The sequence below is a fragment of the Eubacterium ramulus ATCC 29099 genome (assembly GCF_000469345.1).
Classification (GTDB): Bacteria; Bacillota; Clostridia; order Lachnospirales; family Lachnospiraceae; genus Eubacterium_I; species Eubacterium_I ramulus.
This window is the reverse complement of record NZ_KI271185.1, coordinates 42,301-68,919: the sequence shown is the minus strand read 5'-3', so window position 1 is coordinate 68,919 and position 26,619 is coordinate 42,301. Positions and strand designations below refer to the sequence as shown.

Below are 26,619 nucleotides of genomic sequence, written 5' to 3'. Positions count from 1 at the left end.
AGAATCACGCACCAAGTCTCACGTGCGTTCGATTTGAACTGAGCAGAAAAAGGGCGTAAGTCATAGCAATATGACCTGCGCCTTTTTATTGTGTGAAAAACATATGTTTGGTATAATGAGGTTATAATTTCAGGAAAGGAACAGACAGCATATGAAGTTTTTTCATTTATCGGATCTTCACATTGGATTAAAACTGATCAATCGGGATCTGCGCGAAGATCAGGAATATATTTTTCATCAGATTGCAGAACTTGCAATACGGGAACGGCCGGATGCGCTGGTGATCGCGGGAGATATCTATGATAAAGCGGTTCCATCAGCGGAAGCTATGGAAGTGCTGGACGGATTTATTGAGGAGCTGACACAGAATCTGCCGGAACTTGTGATCATGATGATCAGCGGAAATCATGACAGTGCAGTCCGGGTCAACTGTTATCGAAGTGTGCTGGCGCGGCAGAGACTTCATATGATCGGTCTGCCACCGGTTCAGCCGGAGGAGTATATTGAAAAAGTAGTTTTGCGGGATGCATACGGTTCCGTGAATTTTTACCTGCTTCCCTTTGTGAAACCATCCATGGTGAAATTGATTACCGGCACAGATGAAAAAGGAAATAATCTGTCTTATGGTGAGACGTTGCGACGGATGCTTGCAAGGGAAGAGATTAATGTGGCGGAGCGGAACGTGCTGGTCAGTCATCAGTTTTATCTTCCGGCAGGAAAAGATGCAGAGGAAGTAGAACGTATGGATTCAGAAATTCGAACAGTGGGAAATATTGATGAAGTATCGGCAGAAATTTTGCACCTATTTGATTATGCGGCACTTGGACATATCCACAAGCCGATGAAACTGGGGAGTGAATGCATCCGTTATTGCGGAACAATGTTGGCGTGTTCTGTCAGTGAGGCAGGACAGCAAAAAGGTGTGATCGAAGTGGAACTCGGAGAAAAAGGAGAGGTGCAGACCCGGATACTGCCCCTGCATCCGTTGCGCCAGATCAAGGTGCTACGGGGAACCGCAGAGGAAATACTGGCACAGGCATGTGAGGATTATGTATCTGTAACACTGACGGACACACCGGATTTTGATACCCAGGACCGGTTGCGGGCTGCATTCCCATATCTGCTGGAAATCCGCAGAGATACGTTATTACAGCGGGACTATGCAGGAGCATTGCGGGCTCAGGAAAAACTGGATCCGTATGAAGTATGCTGTTCGTTTCTGGGGGATGCTCCGGATGAAGAAAAGGCCATATTGCAGGAAATTGTCAATACTGTATTCACGGAAGGAGAGACAAAATGAAACCATTAAAATTAACGATGCAGGCATTTGGTTCTTATGTCACTCCGGGAACAATTGATTTTGAACGAACGGAGCAAAATCTGTTTTTGATCACCGGTGATACCGGTGCTGGTAAGACAACGATCTTTGATGCCATTGTATTTGCATTGTATGGGGAAGCGAGTTCCGGAATGAATAAGAAGAATGGAAATGAGCTGCAGAGCCAGTATGCAGATCCGCAGATTTCACCTTTTGTGGAACTGACTTTTTCTGAAGGGGATGGCATCAGCCGGCAGATTTATACCGTGCGGCGTACCCCACGGCATATCCGGCCGGTAAAGCGTGGCCATGGAACAACAGAAGAGAAAGAGACGGTATCCCTCATCCTGCCGGATCAGACAGAATTTTCCCGAAACAAAAAAGAGACGGACGAAAAAATTGTAGAAATCCTGGGACTGACGAAAGGGCAGTTTATGCAGGTGGCTATGATCGCACAGGGTGAGTTTATGGAACTGCTGCGGGCAAAATCAGATGATAAAAAAGTGATTTTTCGGAAACTGTTTCATACGGAACCCTATCAGAAAATAGTGGAAGAACTGAGGATAAGATGCAAAGAAAAGGAGAAGGATATCGGAGAAATCCGAACGGTATGTCAGACCGAGGTAGGACATATCTCTGTGCCGGAAGAATATGAGCGCAGGGAGGAAATACAGGAACTGCGCATCAGGGTTGTGGATTCCAGGCGGTTTCATGCAGAGGATATGGAACTGCTGTTAGGAGAATTACAGCAGATGTGCGGGTATATACAGGCAAGACTACTGGGAATACAGGAGGCCGCAGAAGCGGCAGAACAGGCACGCAGTCAGGCGCAGGAGCGTTTAAACAGGGCAGAGCAGCTGCAGCAGGCATATCAACAGCTTGAGGAGGCGGAAACTGTGTTGCAGCAATGCAAAGAGAACGCCGGAGAGATGCAGAGACTGGAACAGCAGATACGGATAATCCGTAATGCATGGGAGATTTTTGACTGTTTTGAACTGGTTCAGACTAATGAGAAAACCGTAGAACAGACAGAGACAGAACTGAAAAATCTGGAAGAGCGGCTGCCGGAGCTGGTACAGCAGGCTGAAGAAGGCACAAAGCTGGAAGAAAAAGCAGGAGAAGCGAATCGAAAGAAAAACAGTGTGTACAGTCGGGTATCTGAGCGGGTTGGTCAGGCTCTGAAGCAGTTTCAGAAGATGGAAGATACACAGAAAGATCTGGAAGGGCAGCAGAACGATCTGGATCAGGCAAAGCAGAATACCAAGGCGGTGCAGGAACAAAAGGAACAGCTGACGGCACAGATCGCAGACTGGAAAAAGCAGGAGATGGAGAAACAGGCTGCACCGATACAGCTTGCACGCTGGGAAAGTCAGCAGAAAAGTGTGGAGCGTCTGAAGCAGGAAGTGGCAGATACAAAAGATCTGGAAGAAGCATGGAACCGTCAGAAGAAAACGGTGGTGACGACACAACAAAAATTCCGTGAGGCGAGTCTGGAATATCGGCAGGAGCAGGAACGATACGAAGCTATGCGCCAGATATTTTTCAATATGCAGGCAGGACTTATCGCAAGGGAACAGCTGAAACCGGGACAGCCCTGTCCGGTGTGCGGATCCCTGGAACACCCGGCCCCCTGTGAACTTGCGGAAGAACACAGCACACTCACCCGGGAAAAACTGGATGAGATGAGTGTTTCCGTAGAAGAACGGAGAAAGGAGCAGGAGAGCTGTGCTTCAAGCGCGGAGGCGGCACTGGAACTGGCAAATGAGAAAGAAAAGCAGCTGAAGGAAGCGTTGGAGCGGCTGTTCGGACATTTGCAGGAGCATGGATGTGAGATTCTGGAAGCAGTGGAACTGGCACTGGCAGAAGCCGTGGTACAGGATGAAATGCAGCAGTTGAAAGAACAGGAACAACAGTTAAATGCAGAGGTTGCAAAACTGAAACAGGCACAGCGTCATCTTCAGGAGGCAGAGGAAGAGACAGAGAAGCTGGAAACACAGTATAAAGCAGCACAGCAGAAAGAACAGGAAATCCATGTTGCTCTGGAAGGCAATCGTGCGGTATTAAAGCAGCTGCAGAGGGAACAGAGTTATACGTCCAGAGAAGCTGCACAGGCAGAGCTAGACCTTGCAAAAAAAGAAAAGGAACAGGCAGAACGTGCATATGAAGAAGCTTCCAAGGAGGCGAAGCGGGCGGGAAAAGCACGGGATGAAGCACAGGCACTGCAGAAGCGTTACCGGCAAGACCTTCCGAAGCAAAAGGAACAGGCGTTACAGTGCCGGCAAAAATATGAGGCACGGATGGCTGCCTTTGGTCTGACCACGGAACAGTGGCAGGCTGTTACACAACAGTATACACGCGAAGAGGCGGATCTGTTTCAGGAAAAACTGGATGCTCATAAAGCGCAACAGGCGCAGGCACAGGGACGTTATACTTCTGCGAAGGAACAGATCGGAGCCCAGGGAAAACCGGATCTGGAAGTATTGCAGCAAAACCTGCAAGAGGCAGAACAGGTGTGGAAAAGCCGGCAGGAAGAGCGGGAGCAGTGGGGCACCTATGCCCGTGTCAACAGTGAAAGCTATGCCCGTCTGATGCCGAAAATGGAAGAACGCGCACAGATTCTGAAGGAGCATCAGCAGATCAGTGACCTGTATCAGCGGCTGTCCGGTAATATCAGTGGATTCCGTATGGATCTGGAGACTTTTGTACAGCGGCAGTACCTGGAACGGATCCTGTATGCAGCCAATCGCCGGTTTCTGGAAATGTCAGCAGGACAGTTCGAACTGCGGATGTATGATCTGGATAAGGCCGGTGAGGGAAAAAATCACGGACTGGATCTGATGGTATATTCCGCTGTGACGGGAAAAGTACGGGAAGTGCGTACTTTATCCGGTGGAGAATCCTTTATGGCGGCACTGTCTCTGGCACTTGGAATGGCAGATCAGATCCAGGAGAGTTCTGCTGCGATCCATCTGGATGTGATGTTTATCGATGAGGGATTCGGGTCACTGGATGAACATTCCCGCAATCAGGCGGTCCGCGTATTGCAGGAAATGGCGGGCGGCAGCAAAATGATCGGTATTATTTCCCATGTGACAGAGCTGAAGCAGGAGATTGATGACCAGCTTCTGGTCATCAAGGATGAAAGCGGAAGCCATGTGCGCTGGCAGATCAGCTGATCAATGTGGCATATGATATGAGATGACAGAACGGTCCGTTGCGGTTTTGACTTTGTATGAGCATGGATGGAAAACACCGCAGCTTCCAGGAACAGGTTGAAAAACAGCCCGATTATCGGTATGATGTAAGAAATGAGATTATAATTAATAATGATACTATGATTTTTGAGGAGGAATACAACGTGAAAGTTTTAATGTTAAATGGAAGTGCGAAAGCAAATGGAAATACCTATGCATCTTTGCTGGAAGTAGGCAGACAGCTGGAAAAAGAAGGGATTGAGTATGAGATTTTCCAGATGGGCGGGGAACCGGTCAGAGACTGTCTGGGCTGCGGTCAGTGTACAGAGAACGGCTGTGTGTTTGCAGATGACAAAGTAAATGAGTTTGTTGCAAAAGCAAAAGAAGCAGATGGGTTTGTATTTGGTACACCGGTGTATTATGCACATCCAAGTGGAAGAGTGATGTCCTTCCTGGACCGGGCATTTTACAGCAGCGGAAGTGCTGCATTCGCATTTAAACCGGGTGCATCTGTGGCAGTAGCACGCCGTGGCGGAACCACAGCATCTTTTGATGCCATGAATAAATATTTTGGAATCTGTCAGATGCCGGTAGCAGGTTCTACTTACTGGAATCAGGTGCACGGAGCTGTTCCGGGAGAAGCCTGTCAGGATGAAGAAGGTATGCAGACCATGCGGAATCTTGCGCGTAATCTGGCGTGGATGATGAAATGTTTTGCAGCAGGAAAAGCAGCCGGAGTGGAACTGCCACAGACGGAGCGGGATTATAAGACGAATTTTATCCGTTAAGCAGAACCGTATGGTTATGCTGGTAATGTAAAAGGTGGGGCATATGGCAATATTAGGAATTGATCTTGGAACAACAAACTCGTTGGGGGCTGTATATCGAAACGGGAAAGTGGAACTGATACCGAACCGTTTCGGTTCTTTTTTGACGCCAAGTGTGGTAAGTGTCATGGAGGATGGCAGCGTGGCAGTTGGTCAGATTGCAAAGGAACGTCTGATCACACATCCGAAAGATACCGCTGCTTCTTTTAAAAAGAAGATGGGAACGACACAGAACTATGTGCTGGGCGGGCGGAATTTTCTGCCGGAAGAGCTGGCTGGATTTGTGATCAGCGCTATCGTGGAAGATGCCAGAAATTATCTGCAGGAGGATGTGGAAGAGGTTGTTATCTCGGTACCGGCATATTTCCATGACAAACAGCGGGTGGCAACGAAACGGGCAGGGGCTCTGGCCGGTGTAATGGTAAAACGAATTATCAATGAACCAAGTGCTGCAGCACTTGCATCCTATTTTGATACCAGACAGGAACAGTTGTTTCTTGTTTTTGACTTTGGCGGAGGTACACTGGATGTTTCTATCGTGGATTGCTTTGACACAATGGTGGAGATTCTTGCAGTTTCCGGAGATAATCATCTCGGTGGAGATGATTTTAATGAAGCCATTGCCGGTGGCTTCCTGAAAGAGCATCAATTGCAGCAGAAATATCTGAGTGAAACGGAGTATGCCATTTTATTGCGTCAGGCAGAAAAGTGTAAAATTGCTCTGTCTACATTGCCGGAAACTAAAATGACGGCTGTAATCGGTGGTCAGACTTATCAGAGTGTGTATACAAATGAGCGTGTGATGAGAGAAAGTTCTGGTATCTGGAAACGCATGCAGCGCGTGCTTCGACATGCCCTGCAGGATGGCAGAGTGAGTCTTGAGGAGATCAATGCGGTAATTTTAGCGGGCGGATCGGGGAAAATGCCGTTGGTGCAATCTTATATGGAACAGCTGTTTGAACAGACGCCACTGGTAACCGGGTTCAGTGATCAGCTGATCGCCCGTGGGCTTGGTCTTGTCTGCGGTGTGATGGAACGAAAAGATGAGGTCAGGGATTATGTACTGACAGATATCTGTCCGTTTACGCTGGGAACCAGTGTAAATAATGATGCGGATCATCAGCATCCCTATATGAGTGCAATCATTGAGCGGAATACTGTGCTGCCCTGCTCGCGGGTGCAGCGGTATTATACGGTGTCGGATTATCAGTCCGAGGTAAAGGTTGATATCCGGCAGGGGGAGGAACCTTATGCGGAGGATAATCTGCAGCTGGGAGTGCTCAAGGTACCGATTCCGAAAAAGAAAAAAGGGGAAGAATGCATTGATATCCGTTTTACTTACGACATTAATGGCATTCTGGAAGTGGAGGTAACGGTTGTTTCCAACGGAAAGAAGGTTTCAAAAATCCTGTCACAGAATATGGATGAAAAAGAAATTGAAAAGCGGATGCAGCAGTTACAGAAACTGAAAATTCATCCAAAGGATATGACAGAAAACAGGTTGATGAAGGAACGGTTACAGGTTCTTTTTGAAGAATCACTTCCGGAGACAAGGGAGAGGATTCTCTCTTATATTGAGTATTTTGATCAGATTCTTGCCAGTCAGGATCCACGTAGGATCCGACGTTATCGGGAATTACTGGAACAGGTCATTGTTTCCCTGGAAACATATGACCCTTTCGAAGGAATGATGGAATTCCCTGAGTGGAAGGAAGAAGATGAAGGAGAAGGCTGATCGGAATAGATGCGGATCGGAATAGATAGGGAACTCGATTTATAGACAGAAGTGAAAATAAAAGAAAGCAGAGATGTATGGAGGAATAAGAAATGGATAAAGCTCAGGCCTATGCCGTTTTACGCATAGAACCGGGATGTACCGAGGAAGAAATCAAAAAAGCGTATGCAGCGCTGTCCAGACAATATCATCCAGAGGAATATCCGGAAGAATTTCAACAGATTCATGATGCATATAGAATGCTGCGCAGACAGGAACAACGGCAGCATACAATACACCCGGTTACTGTTACAGGAACAAAAGAAGCAGATTCACAATCAGCGGATATTAATGCATTAGAGGAAACAGAGTTACAATCGGTTGAGGTCAACGTGACAGAGGAAGCTGATCCGGAAACAAGTTCCGGCGTGCCTGCAGAACAGGAACTGGAAGAACAAACAGAAAATCCAGAGCAATCGGAAGCTGTTCCACAGTATGATTTTGATGAAGTGATAGAAGAAGAACAGCGTGAGGAAGAGCAGAAACAGATTTATTTTATCCAGAAAGCATTGATAGAAATGGAAATGCTGCTGAAACCACAATATTGCAATAAGGTGAAACTGTTTCAGGAATATTTTCGAAAAGCAGAGTACCAGGAGATCCTGAAACAGCCGGTATATATGGGAATGTTTGCAGAACTTTTGGAAAATAGCCGGCTTAAGCCGGTAATTTACGATCATATCATTGATTATTACCGGTTTCGCGGTCTGAATCCGGAAGATATGTATGAAGGAGCAGCAAAGCTTTATCGTGTACTGGATGAAAAACGTGGTATGAAGAAAAAGAAAACAGGAACATTGCAGACCGTTATATTGGTCGGAGCGGTGGCAGGAGTTCGTGCAGGAACACGTTCTGTATCATCTGATTCCGGCGCAGGAAAGCTGTTTGGCTTTCTGGCTGTGCTGGTAATTGTGATCGCATTGATGTTTCTGCTGTATCGCCAGCTGTATAAGAATCATTCCGGTCTGTTTGCACAGGCAATCACTGCGCTGCTTCTGACAGTTTCACAGTTTATTGTGTTGATGGGAGATTTCTATGCACCGTTGATGGGGACGGATGCGGGAACCGGTCTGGCTGTGATTTTGTTTTTGCTGGGTGGTGTCTGGATAATTGTTGTTGGGATTGCTGCGGTTGTAAAAAAACTGCTGTTTTTGAAAAAATAGTTAAAAATGTTTCAATGAAAGGGCGTGTGAAAAACGGAAAGTTTTTCATGCACCCTTTTTATCTTTTCGAAACAGATAAAGCTCAATACAAATGCAAATAAACTGACAATACTTGATAAAATAAAAAAATGACAGAAAAGTATTGACAAATAAGTGGAGATGCGTTACTATAATCTCAACAAAAGAACTAAGAAACAGAGGTACAGACCAATGAAATGAGAATGGAAAATTCATAATTTAAGAACAGGAGGTACAGTCCAAAAGGAACATAAACAATAAATTTATAATCTGAGAAAGTTGAAGGTGTAGACAATGAAATTACTGGAAATTCATTAAAAGCCCGGTCGGAAAGAAAATTATCGATCGGGCTTAAATTTTGTCTTTTTACACATCTGCAAGAATCATTGCAAAATATCCCCATTCCCAATACAGGGATTCAAAACTGTTTTCCAGATACTCATAAATATCATCATCATCATAGCCGGTCATGCGCGTCAGAATGACAATGGCATCACGGATATCGTTGTATGTCAGGGTATGCTCACCGGAAAGCAGCCAGGACAGAAAAATGCTGTATCGAATGGCTGCGTATTCCATTCCAATCCATTGCAGATGGATCAGCATGCCGTTCAGATCATTGTCCGGAAGCAGAAGATCTGCGAAAATTTCATTGGACAGAAATGCCCGCAGCAGAGGTGCGTGCTTGTCCCAGTGCGCTCGGAACAGTTTCCATTTTTGAGACAGATCAGCCGGATAACTATTTGTGGAAATGTTGCCGGCAAGATCTAGAAGCGGTGTCAGAAATTCCTCATAAAGACCTTCTTTCTGGTAATTGACAGCCAGATCTTGTAGCAGTTCATTACATTCATACAGCATGTCTTCCGTAGAAAACGCCATGTTAGTAATGGCAGCCGAAAGTTGTGTCTGGGTTTCGGTGGAAAAGTAGTCTGCCAGTAAGATCCCGGACAGAGCAGTTGTCGGAAGTTCAGACAATATATAAAAGCTTTCCAATAATGACAGCTCCGGGCTGTAATCCGGACATTGTACAATCTGAAGAATGTGATCCCGTACTTGAAACAGAATCTGTTCTTCCGGGGAAAGCGTGACAATCTCAGAAATTTTTGGAAACAGAAGTTGTGGCTGCATCTGCCAGAGATCCAGAACCGCAGGGCAGCCAGGCATCAGAGAGGCTTCTGTATGGGTGGCGAAATGGTGATATTCGCGCGGAAACATTGTGCAGGTTTCAGAAAGAATGTCATCTCCGTGATGCAGAACAAGACGGCAGAGTTTATTTTTGCATAGAAAAGGACATTTTTTCTCCTCATTCAGAGTAATTATATGCTGGTGTTCTCTGAGAAATGTGTAATCAGACAGCACTTTGTGCAGGTATGGCATATCATTTGGGGGTGCTGTATGGCACCAGCGGTCATAGGTCGTGTCATCAACGCCAATGTTCCATTCCTGACAGCAGGTGATGGGACATTTGTCTGCAATGCAGATAAAATTTTTATAATAGCTCGGGTAATATGTTTTCATAATCAGTAAACTCTTCCTAAATGTGATTAGGGTTCAAAACACCAAAAAATTCATCTCAGTCTGAGTTGAGACTCCCACTTCTGCAAGTGGTGAGTAATAACAAGTCTTTCTCAGTGGGAGTACAATCTCCGACTGAGATAAACGCTCCGCGAGGATGTGCGGTGATTCTGAAAAGAATATGTCAGCTTTCGCTGACCAGAATCACGCACCAAGTCTCACGTGCGTTCGACTTGAATACACGGATTGCTCCGTGCTTTGCACTCCCACAATCTTTAAAATAACTGTCTGTATTGTAACATAATAATACACAAAAATGTATCTGAAAAAGGAGGAGGCACTCATATTAAAACAGGTGATTTTCTGAGCTAAGATCTTATGATATAAGGAATTTCCAGGTTTTGTGCAATTTGTACAGGCAGGAAAAAAGTGGAAAAATCAGGATTGACAGCGCACAGATTGCTCACTATACTGAGGATACATCAAAATCACAGGCATGAAACATTCTGTTTTCTATCTGCCTGTACGGATATTCTATCTGTTATATATATCCGATCTGCATCCATGAATGCAGATAATTCTTTAATCTGGCCGGTTTGGCAGCAACAACCCATTTTTGATGAAGTGAAAAACGGAGGAAAATGCGAAGGTCCGCTTTACTATCAGGATAACTGGATCGTATTTTCGAAACCGAAGGAACGAGGTGAACCCATATGTAATTATAATTGACATAAATAAAAATAAAAATCGCATATAAGAGCGAAAAGAAATGAAGATTTGACATTCTGTATCGACGAAAAAAGGAGAGACAGAATAAAAACAGAAAGAAAAAGAGGAACTAGAATGAAGAAAAAACAGTTAACGATTATGCTTGGAGCCATGACCCTTGCACTGCTTCTGGGTACTGCTCCAGTGGTACAGAATGTGGCAGCGGCGGGACTTCCTGTCTCAATCAGCCAGAAAGCAAAGCAGGATGCACTGGAGCATGCTGATATTATTGACAGTCTGAAAAAAGGATCTGTTGCTATCCGAAAATATGATATGACAGCAGCACAGGCAGCAGGAGATTATTCGGAGGATATGTATGTGGCAACAGGAGAAAAAGATACGGTGGCTGAACAGAAACTGGCAGATTATGCCATGGAAGGTGTGCAGTTTTCCTGTCTGAGAGTAGGTAATATTGAGACACACAGTGTTCAGAAAGGAACAGAGACATCCGTGGAACTGATCTATGAGATTCCGGAAAAACTGGCAGATATTTTGAAGCTGATGAAGGAAAATGCGGTTGATATGAGCAAACAGGGGGAGGCATATCCCTGCCACAATACCGGGGTGCTGCATTATACCGGACAGCAGATTTCAGATGCACTGGAAGCTATTTTAAAAGCGGATGAAGTAGCTGCGAAAAATGCGTTAGAACACTATTTGTATGATTATGGGACATTGGATGCCACTACAGATCAAAAGGAAGCTTCCGGTGTTTGTAACCTGCCAAAGACAGATAAAAACGGTTATACCCATTTGGACAATCTGGAACTCGGTCTGTATCTGTTTGTGGAAACAGAAGTGCCGGAACAGGTGACCGACACGGTTAATCCATGGTTTGTGCAGCTTCCATTTACCAGTGCAGACGGAGATATGTGGCAGTATGATATGAATGTTTATCCTAAAAACCAAAGTGGAAATCCGACCCTGGACAAAAGTGTCAGAAACGCATACAGCAATACATTATCTGTAAATGAACAGGTGCCTTCCGGGACAGATAAAAATACAAGCGTCCACGCAGGAGAAGCGTATATAGCTGGAAATGATTCTGAGGCATTGATCGTATACAACCGGGAAGCGCAGAGTGCGGATCTGACAGATGCTGCTTATGTGGCAAACCGTGGAGGTTATACAGCAGATGGAGTGACAGCAGGCAAAGACGGCAGTGGATACAGTACGGATTATATGTACCGGGATACGACTACGGCATCTGAAGGAGATCTGCTGGATTATATTCTGGTCTCTAAATTGCCGCATATTACGTCAGAAGCTACATTCCTGGGTGAATATACATTTCAGGATACATTATCCGGAGGAATTACATACAACAAAGATGTGAAAATTGCATTTTATGACAATGCCATGGATGCAAATGCAAATAATACGAAAAATGCAAAGGTACTGTGGAATCTGAATTCAGGGGATTATACACAGCATTATGTGGATGTGACCGTTACGAACCCGGATACGGGAGTACAGAATGCAGATGGTTCCACACGGTTGACGGTAGCACTGACAGAAGATGGTTTGCGGGCAGTGAACGGTGTGGATGCAGCAGGAAAACAGATAGAAAGCCTGTCGGATTACTATATGGTTGTGTACTATACAGCGACGGTTAAGTCCGATGCATCAGTTGTACTTGGAGATGAAGGAAATCCAAATCATGTAAATCTGGTCTGGAGTCGTACTTCAGATGGATATTATAACATGCTGGAGGATCAGAATTATGTATATACATACGGCCTGGATCTGACCAAGACCTTTTCCGACCAGAAAGGAAAGTTTGAGCATGTAAAATTCAAACTGTACAACAGTACAGATGGTTATTATGTCATGGCAGAAAAATCAACAACAGAGGATGGTGTGTATTACGTTGTCGGAAAGACAGTCAATGAGGAGCAGGCCACTGAATTTATACCAAATGCAGACAGCGGGAAACTGCTTGTAAATGGGGCAGAAGCAGACAGCTATCAATTGACAGAGATTGCCACGGATAAGGGATATCATCTGCTCAAAGATCAGATTAAAATCGATATTTCTGCGACAGATCGTGATATTATCGCATCGGTTGCCGGGGTGACCGGAATGGATGCAGCAGCAGTTGAGGCTGTTGTGAATCATTATCAGGGTGGAATTTATGATGAAAATGGAAATCTGGTTACTGCGCAGCGGGATGAATTGACAGGGGCTATGGCTGGAGGACCGGCATTGGAATCTGCCAATGGAAGAACGATCGGAAAGACAGATCTGTATGTCGGAACGATTCAGAATGCATTTGCAAAAATAGATGATAAGGATGCACTTATGACAGATCAGAATCAGGCGGTATTACTTACTGTGAACAATACAAAAGAATTTTTGCTTCCGCAGACCGGTGGAAAAGGGCTTTATCTGATAACAATTGTGGGTGTTATTTCAGTGGCAGGCGGCTGCTATCTTGTAACACGAAAAAGAGAAAAAGCAAAGATGTAAATTATAAATAATTTATGAAAAAAATAATCAGAATCCTGCCGATTATTATCGGAAGCATGATGTTGCTGTATCCGTGGATTGGAAACTGGCTTTATGATCATGCAGTTCGTTCACAGGCAGCCGGATATGAAAAGGCACTTATAGAGAAAACGGAAACGGAACTTCAAAACTGCATTCTGGCAGCACAGAATTATAACGAAGAACTGAAAAAACGTCAGAACGTGATGATCTATCCACCACAGGAGCAGTCTTTGAATCATGAAGCTTATGAAGCAGTATTGTGTATGAATGCGGAAGGTCTCATGGGATTTATTGAGATTCCTCAGATTCATATATATCTGCCGATTTATCATGGGACATCAGAGCATGTTTTGCAACTGGGAGCCGGACATCTGGAAGGTTCTTCACTTCCAATTGGCGGTCTTGGTACGAAAGCAGTGATTTCTGCACATACAGGAATGAATGCAGCACCGATGTTTAGTGATCTGTCAGAATTGCAGCCGGGGGATGAATTTTTTCTTCATGTACTGAAACAGAAGCTGGTGTATGAAGTATGTGATATAGAAGTGGTTTTACCGGAAGAAACGCAGATACTGGGAGCAGAACCGGATCGAGATCTGGTAACGCTGCTGACCTGTACACCATACGGACAAAATACGCACCGGCTTCTTGTAACGGGTCAGCGAATTGCAGACGATGCGCAGACAGACGTAGCGCATAAAGCAGATAACAGACAGCGCAGAGGATGGAAATCCCAGTGGATGACGAGTTATGCAAAGGCAGTCTGTTTCAGTGTAGGGATACTGCTTGTTCTATACTGTGTATGCAGGGGTGTTCATATCGTTCAGATACGGAAGAGAAAGAATATGATGTGCGGTCAGAAGTAACAGAATTCAGAAACGAGCAATCAAGATGAAGTACAAAAGAATATTGGAAAAGAAAGAGATGCGGAAAAAAATAGTCGGCTGGATTGTGATTTTCATGGGAGTCGGGATGCTTATCCTGCCGGACTATGAAAATTGGAAAACAGATTGTCAGGAACAAGCACGGATACTTGCTTTTTTACAGAAAAATACTCCGGAAGATTGTTCGAATGGTATGCAGGAAGAGGAGATTATAAGAAAAAATCAAAGCAGTGAAGCGGAACCTATTGTACCGGAGGAAACTTCGGAAAACCAAGGCGGAATATTCCCACGTGATGAAACTGTTAGAATAGAAATCCTTGCGTATAATGAAAAACTGGCTTCCGGTGGTCAGCAGGAAGTTTTTACTGCAGAAAATATTACAAAGGCACCGGCATTTCTGAATAGATATTGTGACGATATGTTTGGCTATATAGAAATTCCAAAAATAGACTGCAGAATATCGCTGTATCTGGGGAGTTCTGATCAGCATATGGATTTGGGGGCCGCAGTGCTTGGCGGCACCTCACTTCCAGTGGGCGGACAGAATACAAACTGTGTAATTGCCGGGCATCGCGGCTGGAAACATCGAGCATATTTTAAACGGATAGAAGAACTTGAGCCGGGGGATGAGGTTCTGGTGACAAATCCGTGGCGGTGTCTACACTACCGGGTGGCATATACGGAGATTATTTTGCCGACAGACAGTGAAAAATTGGAGATACAATATGGAAACGATATGATAACACTGCTGACTTGTCATCCGTATCGTTCCGGTGGAAAATACCGGTATATAGTGTATTGTTTCCGTTCAGACGATGAACAGAAGCTGTCGTCGGAACTGCCGGGAACAGGGAATGAACAGAATCTGCTGCGAAAGGAAGAGATGCAGACAGCTAAAGACAGTGGGGAAGATCTCACTTCTGTTGCAGACATTGGGAGGGAGAGTGCTTTTCGACGAGCTGGAAAAATGCTGGTATTCATTTTGTTGATTGTACTTTGTATGTGGAAGGGGAGGCCTGTTTTTCAGAAATGCAGATACAGGACAGAGCAGGAGCATATGGAGAGGAAAAAAGGAGGATATTTTGCACAGCAAAAGAAGGATAAAAAGAGATAAAAAGAATTGTGTTCAGCCGGAGGCATATGGCAGGACAGTGAAAGTCAGATGGGGATATCTGATGCTTTTGGGTATTTTATTCTCGCTGGAGGTGGCAGCATTTTCGGCAAATGCCCAGGAATTGCAACCCGAGCGTATGCAGGCTATTAAGAAGGCGGACAATCAGTCCTCTGTCAACTGGAAACTGGTTTCACAGGAAATTAATGAAAAAAACGAATATGTGTATGATGGAGATAAGACAGATGATACCATGTCAGACCGGGTATTGCCGAAAATCAGTGATGGAAGCTGGGGATATGTCATGAATGGAAAAGTACAGGAAACAGCATCTGTCAATGCAGCAAATCTTGCAGGCTGGTGGCATGTAAAGAACGGCTGGGTGGACTGGTCGGATGGAATTTTGGAGACTGCTGACGGATGGCACAAGTATGTGGGTGGAAAACAGGAAGTAACAGCAAATGAGACAGTGGAAAGCAATCCCGGGGGATGGTTTTTCTTAAAAGATGGTACCGTCGACTTTTCCTATACAGGTCTTGCACAGAACGAGAATGGAATTTTCTGGATGAAAGCAGGGGGCTTTGATACAGAAATGACAGGTGTTGTTCCTGATACGATCGGAGTAACAAAGGACGGTTCTGGATGGCTTTATCTACATGGCGGTATTTTTGATGCAAATGCGGATACCATTGCTGCAAACGAAGCAGGATGGTGGAAAATCCGGAATGGTCTGGTGGACTTTTCCTACACAGGTCTGGCATATAATGAGACCGGATGGTATTACCTGCAAAATGGAATGGTAGACTTTGGATATTGCGGAGCTGTCCAAAATGAGTTTGGAATCTGGTACGTGGAAAACGGGCGTGTCGATATGGCGTATGATGGAAGGGCTTATGGATACTATTTTTCAGGTGGAAAAGCGCAATAAGGAGAGAAAAATATAATGAAGACAAAAGAAAAAAGTATATTTTTTATTTGTCTGGCTATGATTGTCAGCGGCGTTATACTGTTTTCGGTGATATACTCGGGACAAATGGTTTCAGCAGCACAGCGGGTAGAAACGTATAAAGACAATGGGGAAGATGAATCTGAGATGACTCAGGAAAGCATACAAAGTCAGGAGAAAACGGTCAGGGAACAAGCAGAATATATGGAGGAGTTGGAGGAAGAACAGAATATTGCACATTCAGAAATACTGGAAGTGATGGGGGTGCGAAATGCACTGGCAGTAAAAATGAATACGATAGAACGGGCATTGCAGACAATGACACTGACCAAAAGCCCACAGAAGATGTTTGCGGCTTATTACGCAGATGGAACATTCAACGGTCAGGAATCAGTGTTATATCTGAATCAGGAGGTGGTGTGGTGCCTGGAACCTTCCGAACTGGTCGGAAATGTCGGAAAAGGAATTACATATGCATTGGTAGATCCGGGGGATGCGGCGCAGTGGCTGCAGAATAGATACGGGTGGAGTTGGAACAAAATTAATAATCTGGCAAAAGCTGTGTGTTTTGCAAAGCAGTATTTTGGAGATCATGGTCTGTGTGGATATGCATTGGTACAAGATCTGATCTGGTCTGAGATTCAGCCCTATGAAGATGCAGGTGAAACAGGATATTATCTTCTGACGAACGGTGCAGGGAATACTACATATCAGTGTGAGCATCTGAATACAAGAGAAAAAGTGAATGAGGCGATCCAGGCAGTCTGGCAGCAGTTCTATGCGTATAATACATTGCCATCTTATCAGGGGAAAACTATTTCAGTGATGCCGGGTCAGACCTGCTGGATTCCGGATACAAATGGCGTGACAGATAAAACAAGTTTCATTGTTCCGGATGGTGTACAGGTGATACCTGGATGGCATGAGAATCATGGCGGTATCTGGCTGAAGGCTGATGAGAGCCTTGCGGGACGTACCGTAACAGTGAATCTGTATAAAAATGAAATTCCGGCAGGATCAGAGGGGATATTGGTGTATGGAGCTACGGATAAGAAGCGGCAGTCAGTGGGAATGTGGTCTGGTGCAATATCACCAACTTATGGAAGTTTTCGGATTATCTGCGAACGGGATTCTTATTTGAATGCAAGGTATGAGGCCAGAGATGCAGTGGCACCTTCCATTGATCTTCATATTCAAAAAACGGATGCCCAGACAGGAAAAAATCTGGCAGGAGCTGTCTTTGAAATATCTATGGATGGTCAGAAAGTGGCATCTGTTGTGACAGATGCAGAAGGAAAAGCAGCTTATCATTGGAGAGGAGAAGTGTTGTATACTTCTTATTATGAAAGTGTACAGCCAGTCAATATGTTTTCTGACTGGAAAAGTGCATATGAAGCTGCGCGTCGTGATGTGAAGCAGCAGGTACAGGATGCTGTGACACAGTTGAAATCTGCAACTACTCATATTTGGCGGGTGGAAGAAGTGCAGGCACCGGAGGGATATGCCAGAAATGAAGAAGTCTGGGAACAGACATTTGATCTGAATACACTGGCAGTGGAAGTTCAGTATACAAATGTGCCGGAAAATGGTTATCTCAAATTGCAGAAAGTATCCGGAAATCCGGAAATAACAAAGCATAATCCATGCTATAGCCTGGAAGGAGCAGAGTATGGGGTATATCAGTGTCTGGAGGATGCGCAGAAGGATGTGGGAAGAATCGTGACATTAAAAACAGATGCAACAGGTGCATCCGATATGCAGACAATATGTGCGGGAATTTACTATATAAAAGAAGTAACTGCATCATTAGGGTATCAGTACTGTGCGGAGCAGACAGAAATCGGACTTCCCGAAGGAATCCATCGTGTAACAGTGAAAAGTGAGGAGACAACCGAAGTGAGGTGTGTGGAAGAACCGGCAGGAAAAACGCTGCTGTTGAACTTGCAAAAATATGAACAGGAGCATGGAATGACGGTAGGTCCGGGAACAGCTTCTTTGCAGGGTGCAGTGTTTGCACTGGAATATTATGCAACGACAGATCCTTTGCATGATAATATGCCGCCCGTCCGCACCTGGTACTATCAGACAGATAATAATGGACAGATCTACAGTACAGGGGAAGCGTATCTGGTGCCGGAACTGACAGAAAGTGATGGCAGTGTGTTATGGTCGGATGAACTATACAGAGAAGAAAATGGAAACGTGTTTTATCCAATTGGTACCTATCGTATACGAGAGATTTCTGCACCAAAATATTTTAAATTAGAAGGGAATATGCATTTTGTTGAAAATACTGACGTCTGCCCGGATGTAAAGACAGGATTAGACGCGGTGCTGCGTCAGCCGTATTCCGGAGCATCAGCAGAATTATATACAATGGGGAAAAAATCCCATGGGGAGATTTTGATACAGAATCTGTCTGTCCATGCTTATGACAAATTGCACTATGGTTCCATTACTCTGTATAAAACAACTGCGGACGGAAAGAAGCGACCACTGTCCGGCGTTGAATTTCATATGACTGGTCAGACAGATCAGGATACCTATACAGCAGTCTCAGACGAAAATGGCAAAGTAGTATGGGATCACCTTGCACCACAAGTGTATGTGATTACAGAGGTGAAAACCGCAGAAGGGAAAAATCTGTTGCAGGACAGTATCGAGGTAAAACTGCCGATGGAGATGAACCTTGAAGATCTGGTTAAAAACGGACAAAAGGAAGAGGATGCCGTTTATGATGTTATGACCGGAAAATACTGTTTTTATGATCTGACATATTGCATAGGAAATACAGCGATTCTGGAAATGCCGTTTACCGGCAGAAGAGGGTGGAAAGTTTATGGAGTTCTTATTTGTGGATTAGTGTTACTGGCAGCAGGCATAGTCTTCCAAAGACACAAATCAGTTTAAGTAATCAATTTAAGTTAATTTTATCTGGAAAAATTATTGGAAAAATGGTTGACGTGATGCGGATACTTGTGCTATATTAGATGAGCGATGGAAGTAGGTCTTTTTTTTATGCCTAAAATTGAATGTACATGATTTTTCATGGACACACAGTTGCAAAGAAAGTTAATGGAGGTGGAAAGTTGTGCGCGTAAAGATTACATTGGCATGCACAGAGTGCAAACAGCGTAATTACAACCTGACTAAGGATAAGAAAGCTCATCCTGAAAGAATGGAAGTAAACAAATATTGCAAATTCTGTAGAAAGCATACATTACACAAAGAAACCAAATAATCCGGCGATGCAAAGGATGTGACAAAATGGAAGAAACCAAAAAGAATGATGTTCAGAAAAAGAACTGGTTCGCTGGTCTGAAATCTGAATTCCAGAAAATTGTCTGGCTGGACAAAAAGTCACTTGGGAAACAGACCGTAGCAGTACTTGTCGTTTCCGTGATCCTGGGTGCGATTATTGCAGTACTGGATCTTGGCATTCAGTATGGCGTTGATTTCCTTGTAAATCTGTAGGAAGGCAAAGGTGAGTTTTTATGGCTGAGGCGAACTGGTATGTGGTTCATACTTATTCCGGATATGAGAATAAGGTAAAAGCAGACATTGAGAAAACAATTGAAAACAGACATCTGGAGGATGAGATCCTTGAGGTTCGTATCCCGATGCAGGATGTTGTTGAAATGAAGAACGGTGCGAAGAAGCAGGTTCAGAAAAAAATGTTTCCTGGATATGTGCTCATCAATATGGTAATGAATGACGATACATGGTATGTTGTCAGAAATACCAGAGGTGTTACCGGGTTCGTAGGTCCGGGGTCGAAGCCGGTGCCACTCACGGAAGCCGAGATGAGACCGTTGGGAATCAAAGAGGAAAATGTGGTAGTTGACTTCAAAGAAGGCGATATGGTAACGATCATTGGTGGCGTATGGAAAGACACTGTAGGTGTGATTCAGAGCATGAATGAGAGTAAACAGATCGTAACTATCAATGTAGAGCTTTTCGGTCGCGAAACACCGGTAGAAATAAGTTTCGCAGAAGTGAAGAAAATGTAAGCGTAAGTAAAGGAACGATTACGAAAAATTCAAAGGAGGCAATCTCAAATGGCAAAAAAAGTAGAAGGATATATCAAACTGCAGATTCCTGCTGGTAAAGCTACACCGGCTCCTCCAGTTGGTCCTGCACTTGGACAGCACGGCGTAAACATCGTAGAGTTTACAAAACAGTTCAACGCAAAGACAGCTGATCAGGGTGATCTGATCATTCCTGTAGTTATTACAGTATATGCAGACAGAAGTTTCAGCTTCGTTACAAAGACTCCGCCAGCACCGGTTCTGATTAAGAAAGCATGCGGAATCAAATCTGGTTCAGGCGTACCGAACAAAACTAAAGTTGCTACTATCACAAAAGCTCAGATTAAAGAAATCGCAGAGCTGAAAATGCCAGACTTAAATGCAGCATCCTTAGAGAGTGCTATGAGCATGATCGAAGGTACAGCAAGAAGTATGGGTGTTACTGTAGCTGAGGACTAATTAACAAATATAAGTGGGAGGGTCCTCTCCCGATACAACCACAGGAGGTTATAATTCATGAAAAGAGGAAAAAGATATGTCGATGGAGCGAAAAAAGTCGACAGAACAGTTCAGTATGAGAGTGCAGATGCAATCAAACTTGTAAAAGAAAACGCTACAGCAAAGTTTGACGAGACCATCGAGCTTCACATCCGTACAGGTTGTGATGGACGTCACGCTGAGCAGCAGATCCGTGGTGCTGTTGTACTGCCGCACGGAACAGGTAAAACCGTTCGTGTTCTGGTATTTGCAAAAGGCACAAAAGTAGATGAGGCTCAGGCAGCAGGTGCTGATTTCGTTGGTGGAGAGGAATTGATTCCGAAGATCCAGAACGAAGGATGGCTTGATTTTGATGTAGTAGTAGCTACACCGGATATGATGGGTGTTGTTGGACGTCTTGGTCGTGTACTTGGACCGAAAGGATTAATGCCAAACCCAAAAGCTGGTACAGTAACTATGGATGTTACAAAAGCTGTTAACGATATTAAAGCAGGTAAGATTGAGTACAGACTGGACAAAACAAATATTATCCATGTGCCAATTGGAAAAGCATCCTTTACAGAAGAGCAATTAGCGGACAACTTCCAGACCCTTATGGATGCCATCATCAAAGCAAGACCAAGCGCATTAAAAGGTCAGTATCTGAAGAGCGTAACAATGACTTCAACAATGGGACCTGGTGTTAAATTAAACACTGCTAAATATGTGTAAAAAGTTTTGAATTGTTGTTGACATCACGTTAATACAATGATATAATCACACCGTTGTGTGAAAACATGACGGTGTGTAATCGAAAGATTACAAAATTGCCGAAGACAGCAGGTGCCATTGTGGCGTAAACGCAGAACCTGCCGAGGGAATTTACAAAACATGATATGTTTATGTAAAATGATGATTCTCTCTCTGTCTGCATGGCAGGGGGATTTTTTTATGTAGCATGGAAAGTGATTACTTCCTATGTGAATGGATTCCCGTTTTCGTCTGAGGAAACAAAATTTAAGAAGGAGGTGCACGATTCGTGGCAAAAGTAGAACTGAAACAGCCTATCGTTCAGGAAATCGCAGCTCAGATTGATGGTGCACAGTCTGTTGTAGTTGTAGACTACCGTGGACTTACCGTATCTGAGGACACACAGTTACGTAAAGAATTAAGAGAAGCTGGTGTTTCTTATAAAGTATATAAGAATACATTAATGAATTTCGCATTCAAAGGCACTGATTTTGAAGCACTTGCACCGGTTCTTGAAGGACCAAACGCAATTGCAATCTCAAAAGAAGATGCAACAGCTCCGGCAAGAATTCTTGCAAAATTTGCTAAAACAGCTCCGGCACTTGAGATTAAAGCTGGTGTTGTAGAAGGCGATTATTATGATGCAGCAGGAATGCAGACAATCGCAAGCGTTCCGTCCAGACAGGATCTTCTTTCTAAATTACTTGGAAGCATCCAGTCTCCGATCACAAACTTCGCTCGCGTTATCAATCAGATCGCAGAGCAGGGTGGCGCTGCAAACTGTGAGCCAGCAGCTGCTGAAGAAACAGCAGAAGAAGCTCCGGCAGCAGAAGAAGCACCGGCAGAATAATCCGGTCACTAAGTTGCATCAGGCAGCTTAAAATATGAAAACAAAAAAAGATGAAAATATCGAAAATTGGAGGTAAAGAATAATGGCAAAATTAACAACCGCAGAATTTATTGAAGCGATTAAAGAGTTAACTGTTTTAGAGTTAAATGATCTTGTAAAAGCATGTGAAGAAGAGTTTGGCGTATCTGCAGCAGCAGGCGTTGTAGTTGCAGCAGCAGGCGGAGACGCAGCAGGCGCAGCTGAGGAGAAAACAGAGTTCGACGTTGAGTTAACAGAGGTTGGCCCGAACAAAGTTAAAGTTATCAAAGTTGTTCGTGAGTTAACAGGTTTAGGCTTAAAAGAAGCTAAAGCTGTTGTTGACGAGGCTCCGAAGATGGTTAAAGAGGGTGCTGATAAAGCAGAAGCTGAGGACATCAAAGCTAAACTTGAGGCTGAAGGCGCTAAAGTTACTCTTAAATAATTTTATAAAAATTATTCGCACCAACCGGGAAACCGGTTGGTGTTTTTTTGTCCGAAAAGTAAAAATAATCCTTGACTAGAAAAAGGGCATGTGCTATTATGGTAAATGCACTATTGTGGTTTGATGGGGCTTTGTGCGCCCTTTTCAGGGATAGAAAAAGAAAACGAGAGGTGAAGCGTCAATGGAGAAAAACAGGATACGTCCGGTCATAAACGGAAAAAGTTTGCGTATGAGTTATTCGAGACAAAAAGAGGTTCTGGAAATGCCAAACCTGATTGAGGTTCAGAAGAATTCCTACAATTGGTTTTTGGAAGAAGGACTCAAAGAAGTGTTTGCGGATATTTCGCCGATTGCTGATTACAGTGGACATCTGAGTCTGGAATTTACAGACTTTACATTGTGCGAAAAGGATGTAAAATATTCCATTCCAGAGTGTAAAGAGCGTGATGCGACATATGCAGCTCCTTTAAAAGTAAAGGTAAGACTTTATAATAAAGAAGCAGACGAGATCAACGAACATGAAATCTTCATGGGTGATCTGCCGCTGATGACAGAGACAGGTACATTTGTAATTAACGGTGCTGAGCGTGTTATTGTAAGTCAGCTTGTTCGTTCCCCGGGTATTTATTATGGAATCGCCCATGATAAAATTGGAAAAGAATTGTATTCCTGCACTGTTATTCCAAACCGTGGTGCATGGTTGGAATATGAGACAGACTCTAATGATGTCTTCTATGTTCGTGTTGACCGTACCCGTAAAGTGCCGATCACAGTTCTGATCCGCGCACTTGGTATTGGTACAAATCAGGAAATTATTGATCTTTTTGGTGAGGAACCAAAGATTATTGCAAGTTTCGGAAAAGACGTTTCTACAAATTATCAGGAAGGTCTTTTGGAATTATATAAGAAAATCCGTCCGGGTGAGCCGCTTTCTGTAGAAAGTGCAGAGAGTCTCATCATGGCTATGTTCTTCGACCCGAGAAGATATGATCTGGCAAAGGTTGGAAGATATAAATTTAATAAAAAATTAATGCTGAAAAACCGCATCAACGGACATGTACTGGCAGAGGATGTTGTGGATCCGAGTACAGGTGAAGTGCTGGCAGAAGCAGGTCAGAAAGTTGACCGTGAACTGGCAGATACAATCCAGAATGCGGCAGTTCCGTATGTCTGGATTCAGACAGAAGAGCGTAACGCAAAAGTTCTGTCCAATATGATGGTTGATCTGCGCCATTATGTAGATGTGGATCCGAAAGAAGTCGGTGTTACAGAGCTGGTTTATTATCCAGTGCTGGCACAGATTCTGGAAGAAAATGCAGAATTGGAAGAAATCAAGGATGCAATCCGCAGAAACATCCATGATCTGATTCCGAAACATATTACAAAAGAAGATATTATTGCTTCTATTAATTATAATATGCATCTTGAGTATGGTATTGGTAATGATGACGATATTGATCACCTTGGAAATCGTCGTATCCGTGCGGTAGGTGAGCTGCTTCAGAACCAGTATAGAATTGGTCTTTCCCGTCTGGAGAGAGTAGTTCGTGAAAGAATGACTACTCAGGATCTTGAGACAATCACACCACAGAGTCTGATCAATATCAAACCGGTTACAGCTGCTGTCAAAGAATTCTTTGGTTCTTCCCAGCTGTCACAGTTTATGGATCAGAACAACCCTCTTGGTGAGCTGACTCACAAACGTCGTCTGTCTGCATTGGGACCAGGTGGTTTGTCCAGAGACCGTGCAGGATTCGAGGTTCGAGATATTCACTATTCTCATTATGGAAGAATGTGTCCGGTAGAGACTCCTGAGGGACCGAACATCGGTCTGATCAACTCTCTTGCATCTTATGCAAGAATTAATGAGTATGGTTTTGTTGAGGCACCATATCGTAAAATTGATAAAACAGATCCTAAGAACCCGCGTGTAACAGATGAGGTTGTATACATGACAGCGGATGAAGAGGATAATTACCATGTAGCACAGGCGAATGAGAAACTGGATGAAAATGGATACTTTGTTCGTAATTCTGTATCTGGTCGTTACAGAGAAGAAACACAGGAGTACGACAAGACATTATTTGATTACATGGATGTATCTCCGCAGATGGTATTCTCAGTTGCTACCGCACTGATCCCGTTCCTTGAGAACGACGATGCGAACCGTGCATTAATGGGAGCAAACATGCAGCGTCAGGCTGTACCGCTTCTGACTACAGAGGCACCGGTTGTCGGTACAGGTATGGAGCCGAAGGCTGCTGTCGATTCCGGCGTTTGTGTTGTTGCAAAACGCGCCGGTGTGATTGAACGTGCATGCTCCAATGAAATTACAATCAAATACGATGATGATGGAAGCAAAGAGACCATTAAACTGACAAAATTCTCTCGAAGCAACCAGTCTAACTGCTATAACCAGAGACCAATTGTATTCAAAGGAAATCATGTAGAGGCTGGACAGGTTATTGCTGATGGTCCGTCTACTTCAAACGGAGAACTTGGTCTTGGTAAGAACCCGTTGATTGGATTTATGACATGGGAAGGCTATAACTACGAGGATGCTGTACTGTTAAGTGAGCGTCTGGTTCAGGATGATGTTTACACATCTATCCATATTGAAGAGTATGAGGCTGAGGCTCGTGATACAAAACTCGGACCGGAAGAAATTACAAGAGACGTTCCGGGTGTCGGTGACGATGCACTGAAAGATCTGGATGAGAGAGGTATTATCCGTATCGGTGCCGAGGTTCGTGCCGGTGATATTCTGGTTGGTAAAGTGACTCCGAAAGGAGAGACTGAACTGACAGCTGAAGAGAGACTGCTTCGTGCAATTTTTGGTGAAAAAGCCAGAGAAGTACGTGATACTTCCTTAAAGGTACCACATGGTGAGTACGGTATCGTTGTAGATGCAAAAGTATTTACCCGAGAGAATGGTGATGAGTTATCACCGGGTGTGAACCAGGCTGTTCGTATTTACATCGCTCAGAAGAGAAAAATTTCTGTTGGTGATAAGATGGCTGGCCGTCATGGTAATAAGGGTGTCGTTTCCCGTGTACTTCCGGTAGAAGATATGCCATTCCTGCCGAATGGACGTCCGCTGGATATCGTATTAAATCCGCTGGGTGTACCTTCCCGAATGAATATCGGACAGGTGCTGGAGATCCATCTGAGTCTTGCAGCAAAAGCACTTGGATTTAATGTTGCAACACCAATTTTTGCCGGTGCAAAAGAGACTGATATCATGGATACTCTGGATCTGGCAAATGATTATGTCAACTTAACATGGGAAGAGTTCAAAGAGAAACATGAGCAGGAACTGCTTCCGGAAGTTCTTGATTACCTGTATGAAAACAGAGAACATCGTGAACTCTGGAAAGGTGTTCCGATTTCTCGTGATGGAAAAGTAAGACTGCGTGATGGACGTACCGGTGAGTATTTTGACAGCCCGGTAACTATCGGACACATGCATTACCTGAAACTGCATCATTTGGTAGACGACAAGATCCATGCACGTTCTACCGGTCCTTACTCTCTTGTTACACAGCAGCCTCTGGGTGGTAAAGCTCAGTTCGGTGGACAGCGTTTCGGAGAGATGGAGGTATGGGCACTTGAGGCTTACGGTGCAGCATACACACTGCAGGAAATCCTGACAGTAAAATCCGATGATGTTATTGGCCGTGTAAAAACTTACGAAGCAATTATCAAAGGTGATAATATTCCTGAACCGGGTATTCCTGAGTCCTTCAAGGTATTGTTGAAAGAGTTACAGTCTCTTGGTCTGGATGTGACTCTGGAAGACGAAAATGGTGAGGAAGTAAAACTGCTTGAAACAAGCGAATATGGAAATACAGACCTGAATGCTATTATTTCCGGAGATAGAAACTTCAATTATGAAGAAAAAGAATCTTTTGGAGCAATGGGCTTCTCAAAACAGGAATTTAATGAAAATGAAGAACTGGTTGATGTGGAAGAAAATCAGGATGATTCCGATACAGATGATTTTATGGATGCATTTGACGATAGCATTCTTGATGAAGAATAAGAGG

20 protein-coding genes and 1 other annotated feature are annotated in these 26,619 nt (G+C 44.1%); of the genes, 18 read left to right on the top strand and 2 right to left on the bottom strand.

Annotation, left to right across the window (positions count from 1 at the left end; genetic code table 11):
* Nucleotides 1-151 precede the first annotated feature (151 nt).
* The 5 genes from HMPREF0373_RS14455 to HMPREF0373_RS14435 all read left to right on the top strand — a co-directional run bounded on the left by HMPREF0373_RS14455 (nucleotide 152) and on the right by HMPREF0373_RS14435 (nucleotide 8,276).
* Nucleotides 152-1,300 carry an exonuclease SbcCD subunit D gene (locus tag HMPREF0373_RS14455; protein ID WP_021740518.1) on the top strand — a complete coding sequence of 383 codons (1,149 nt, stop codon included), beginning with the start codon at nucleotides 152-154 and terminating at the stop codon, nucleotides 1,298-1,300.
* Entirely contained in the window at nucleotides 1,297-4,494 is a 3,198-nt protein-coding gene (locus HMPREF0373_RS14450; protein WP_021740517.1) for an AAA family ATPase, read from the top strand. The genes HMPREF0373_RS14455 and HMPREF0373_RS14450 overlap by 4 nt, the downstream gene beginning before the upstream one ends.
* 182 nt (nucleotides 4,495-4,676) lie before the next feature.
* Complete coding sequence (locus HMPREF0373_RS14445) at nucleotides 4,677-5,300, top strand: flavodoxin family protein (RefSeq protein ID WP_044964779.1); 624 nt, start codon at nucleotides 4,677-4,679, stop codon at nucleotides 5,298-5,300.
* Between the two features lie 43 nt (nucleotides 5,301-5,343).
* A complete protein-coding gene (locus HMPREF0373_RS14440; protein ID WP_021740515.1) occupies nucleotides 5,344-7,074 on the top strand; it encodes an Hsp70 family protein in 1,731 nt (576 codons plus the stop codon).
* 92 nt (nucleotides 7,075-7,166) lie between these two features.
* A complete protein-coding gene (locus HMPREF0373_RS14435; protein WP_021740514.1) occupies nucleotides 7,167-8,276 on the top strand; it encodes a DnaJ domain-containing protein in 1,110 nt (369 codons plus the stop codon).
* 384 nt (nucleotides 8,277-8,660) lie between these two features.
* Here HMPREF0373_RS14435 and fliB read toward each other — a convergent pair whose 3' ends face one another.
* Together fliB and HMPREF0373_RS17885 are read right to left on the bottom strand one after the other, a co-directional pair.
* Nucleotides 8,661-9,812 (bottom strand): flagellin lysine-N-methylase, encoded by a 1,152-nt coding sequence (gene fliB, locus HMPREF0373_RS14430; RefSeq protein WP_044964746.1) that lies wholly within the window; start codon nucleotides 9,810-9,812, stop codon nucleotides 8,661-8,663.
* A gap of 579 nt (nucleotides 9,813-10,391) precedes the next feature.
* Entirely contained in the window at nucleotides 10,392-10,586 is a 195-nt protein-coding gene (locus HMPREF0373_RS17885) for a YphA family membrane protein (protein ID WP_423245059.1), read from the bottom strand.
* A 66-nt stretch (nucleotides 10,587-10,652) separates the two neighbouring features.
* Between HMPREF0373_RS17885 and HMPREF0373_RS14425 the strand changes: the two genes are divergently transcribed.
* The 13 genes from HMPREF0373_RS14425 (at nucleotide 10,653) to rpoB (ending at nucleotide 26,615) form a co-directional block, all read left to right on the top strand.
* Nucleotides 10,653-13,046 (top strand): SpaA isopeptide-forming pilin-related protein, encoded by a 2,394-nt coding sequence (locus tag HMPREF0373_RS14425; protein ID WP_021740511.1) that lies wholly within the window; start codon nucleotides 10,653-10,655, stop codon nucleotides 13,044-13,046.
* Between the two features lie 14 nt (nucleotides 13,047-13,060).
* A complete protein-coding gene (locus HMPREF0373_RS14420; RefSeq protein ID WP_021740510.1) occupies nucleotides 13,061-13,933 on the top strand; it encodes a class C sortase in 873 nt (290 codons plus the stop codon).
* A 58-nt stretch (nucleotides 13,934-13,991) separates the two neighbouring features.
* Nucleotides 13,992-15,065: a class C sortase gene (locus tag HMPREF0373_RS16165; protein ID WP_049946850.1), complete on the top strand. Its 1,074-nt coding sequence runs from the start codon at nucleotides 13,992-13,994 to the stop codon at nucleotides 15,063-15,065.
* Complete coding sequence (locus tag HMPREF0373_RS14410) at nucleotides 15,034-15,990, top strand: hypothetical protein (protein WP_021740508.1); 957 nt, start codon at nucleotides 15,034-15,036, stop codon at nucleotides 15,988-15,990. Before HMPREF0373_RS16165 ends, HMPREF0373_RS14410 begins: the two co-directional genes overlap by 32 nt.
* 15 nt (nucleotides 15,991-16,005) lie before the next feature.
* Complete coding sequence (locus tag HMPREF0373_RS14405) at nucleotides 16,006-18,918, top strand: MSCRAMM family protein (protein WP_021740507.1); 2,913 nt, start codon at nucleotides 16,006-16,008, stop codon at nucleotides 18,916-18,918.
* 181 nt (nucleotides 18,919-19,099) lie between these two features.
* Nucleotides 19,100-19,249, top strand: coding sequence for a 50S ribosomal protein L33 (gene rpmG / locus HMPREF0373_RS14400; protein WP_021740506.1), 150 nt, complete (start codon nucleotides 19,100-19,102; stop codon nucleotides 19,247-19,249).
* Between the two features lie 26 nt (nucleotides 19,250-19,275).
* A complete protein-coding gene (gene secE, locus HMPREF0373_RS14395) occupies nucleotides 19,276-19,482 on the top strand; it encodes a preprotein translocase subunit SecE (protein WP_021740505.1) in 207 nt (68 codons plus the stop codon).
* A gap of 20 nt (nucleotides 19,483-19,502) precedes the next feature.
* On the top strand, nucleotides 19,503-20,018 hold the full coding sequence (nusG, locus tag HMPREF0373_RS14390) for a transcription termination/antitermination protein NusG (protein WP_021740504.1): 516 nt from the start codon (nucleotides 19,503-19,505) through the stop codon (nucleotides 20,016-20,018).
* Nucleotides 20,019-20,066: 48 nt separating this feature from the next.
* Complete coding sequence (gene rplK, locus HMPREF0373_RS14385) at nucleotides 20,067-20,495, top strand: 50S ribosomal protein L11 (RefSeq protein WP_021740503.1); 429 nt, start codon at nucleotides 20,067-20,069, stop codon at nucleotides 20,493-20,495.
* Between the two features lie 57 nt (nucleotides 20,496-20,552).
* Complete coding sequence (rplA, locus tag HMPREF0373_RS14380; RefSeq protein WP_021740502.1) at nucleotides 20,553-21,245, top strand: 50S ribosomal protein L1; 693 nt, start codon at nucleotides 20,553-20,555, stop codon at nucleotides 21,243-21,245.
* An 80-nt stretch (nucleotides 21,246-21,325) separates the two neighbouring features.
* Nucleotides 21,326-21,472: a sequence feature (ribosomal protein L10 leader region), on the top strand.
* A gap of 80 nt (nucleotides 21,473-21,552) precedes the next feature.
* Complete coding sequence (rplJ, locus tag HMPREF0373_RS14375; protein ID WP_021740501.1) at nucleotides 21,553-22,113, top strand: 50S ribosomal protein L10; 561 nt, start codon at nucleotides 21,553-21,555, stop codon at nucleotides 22,111-22,113.
* Between the two features lie 82 nt (nucleotides 22,114-22,195).
* On the top strand, nucleotides 22,196-22,573 hold the full coding sequence (gene rplL / locus HMPREF0373_RS14370; protein ID WP_021740500.1) for a 50S ribosomal protein L7/L12: 378 nt from the start codon (nucleotides 22,196-22,198) through the stop codon (nucleotides 22,571-22,573).
* Nucleotides 22,574-22,754: 181 nt separating this feature from the next.
* Entirely contained in the window at nucleotides 22,755-26,615 is a 3,861-nt protein-coding gene (gene rpoB, locus HMPREF0373_RS14365; protein WP_021740499.1) for a DNA-directed RNA polymerase subunit beta, read from the top strand.
* Nucleotides 26,616-26,619 lie beyond the last annotated feature (4 nt).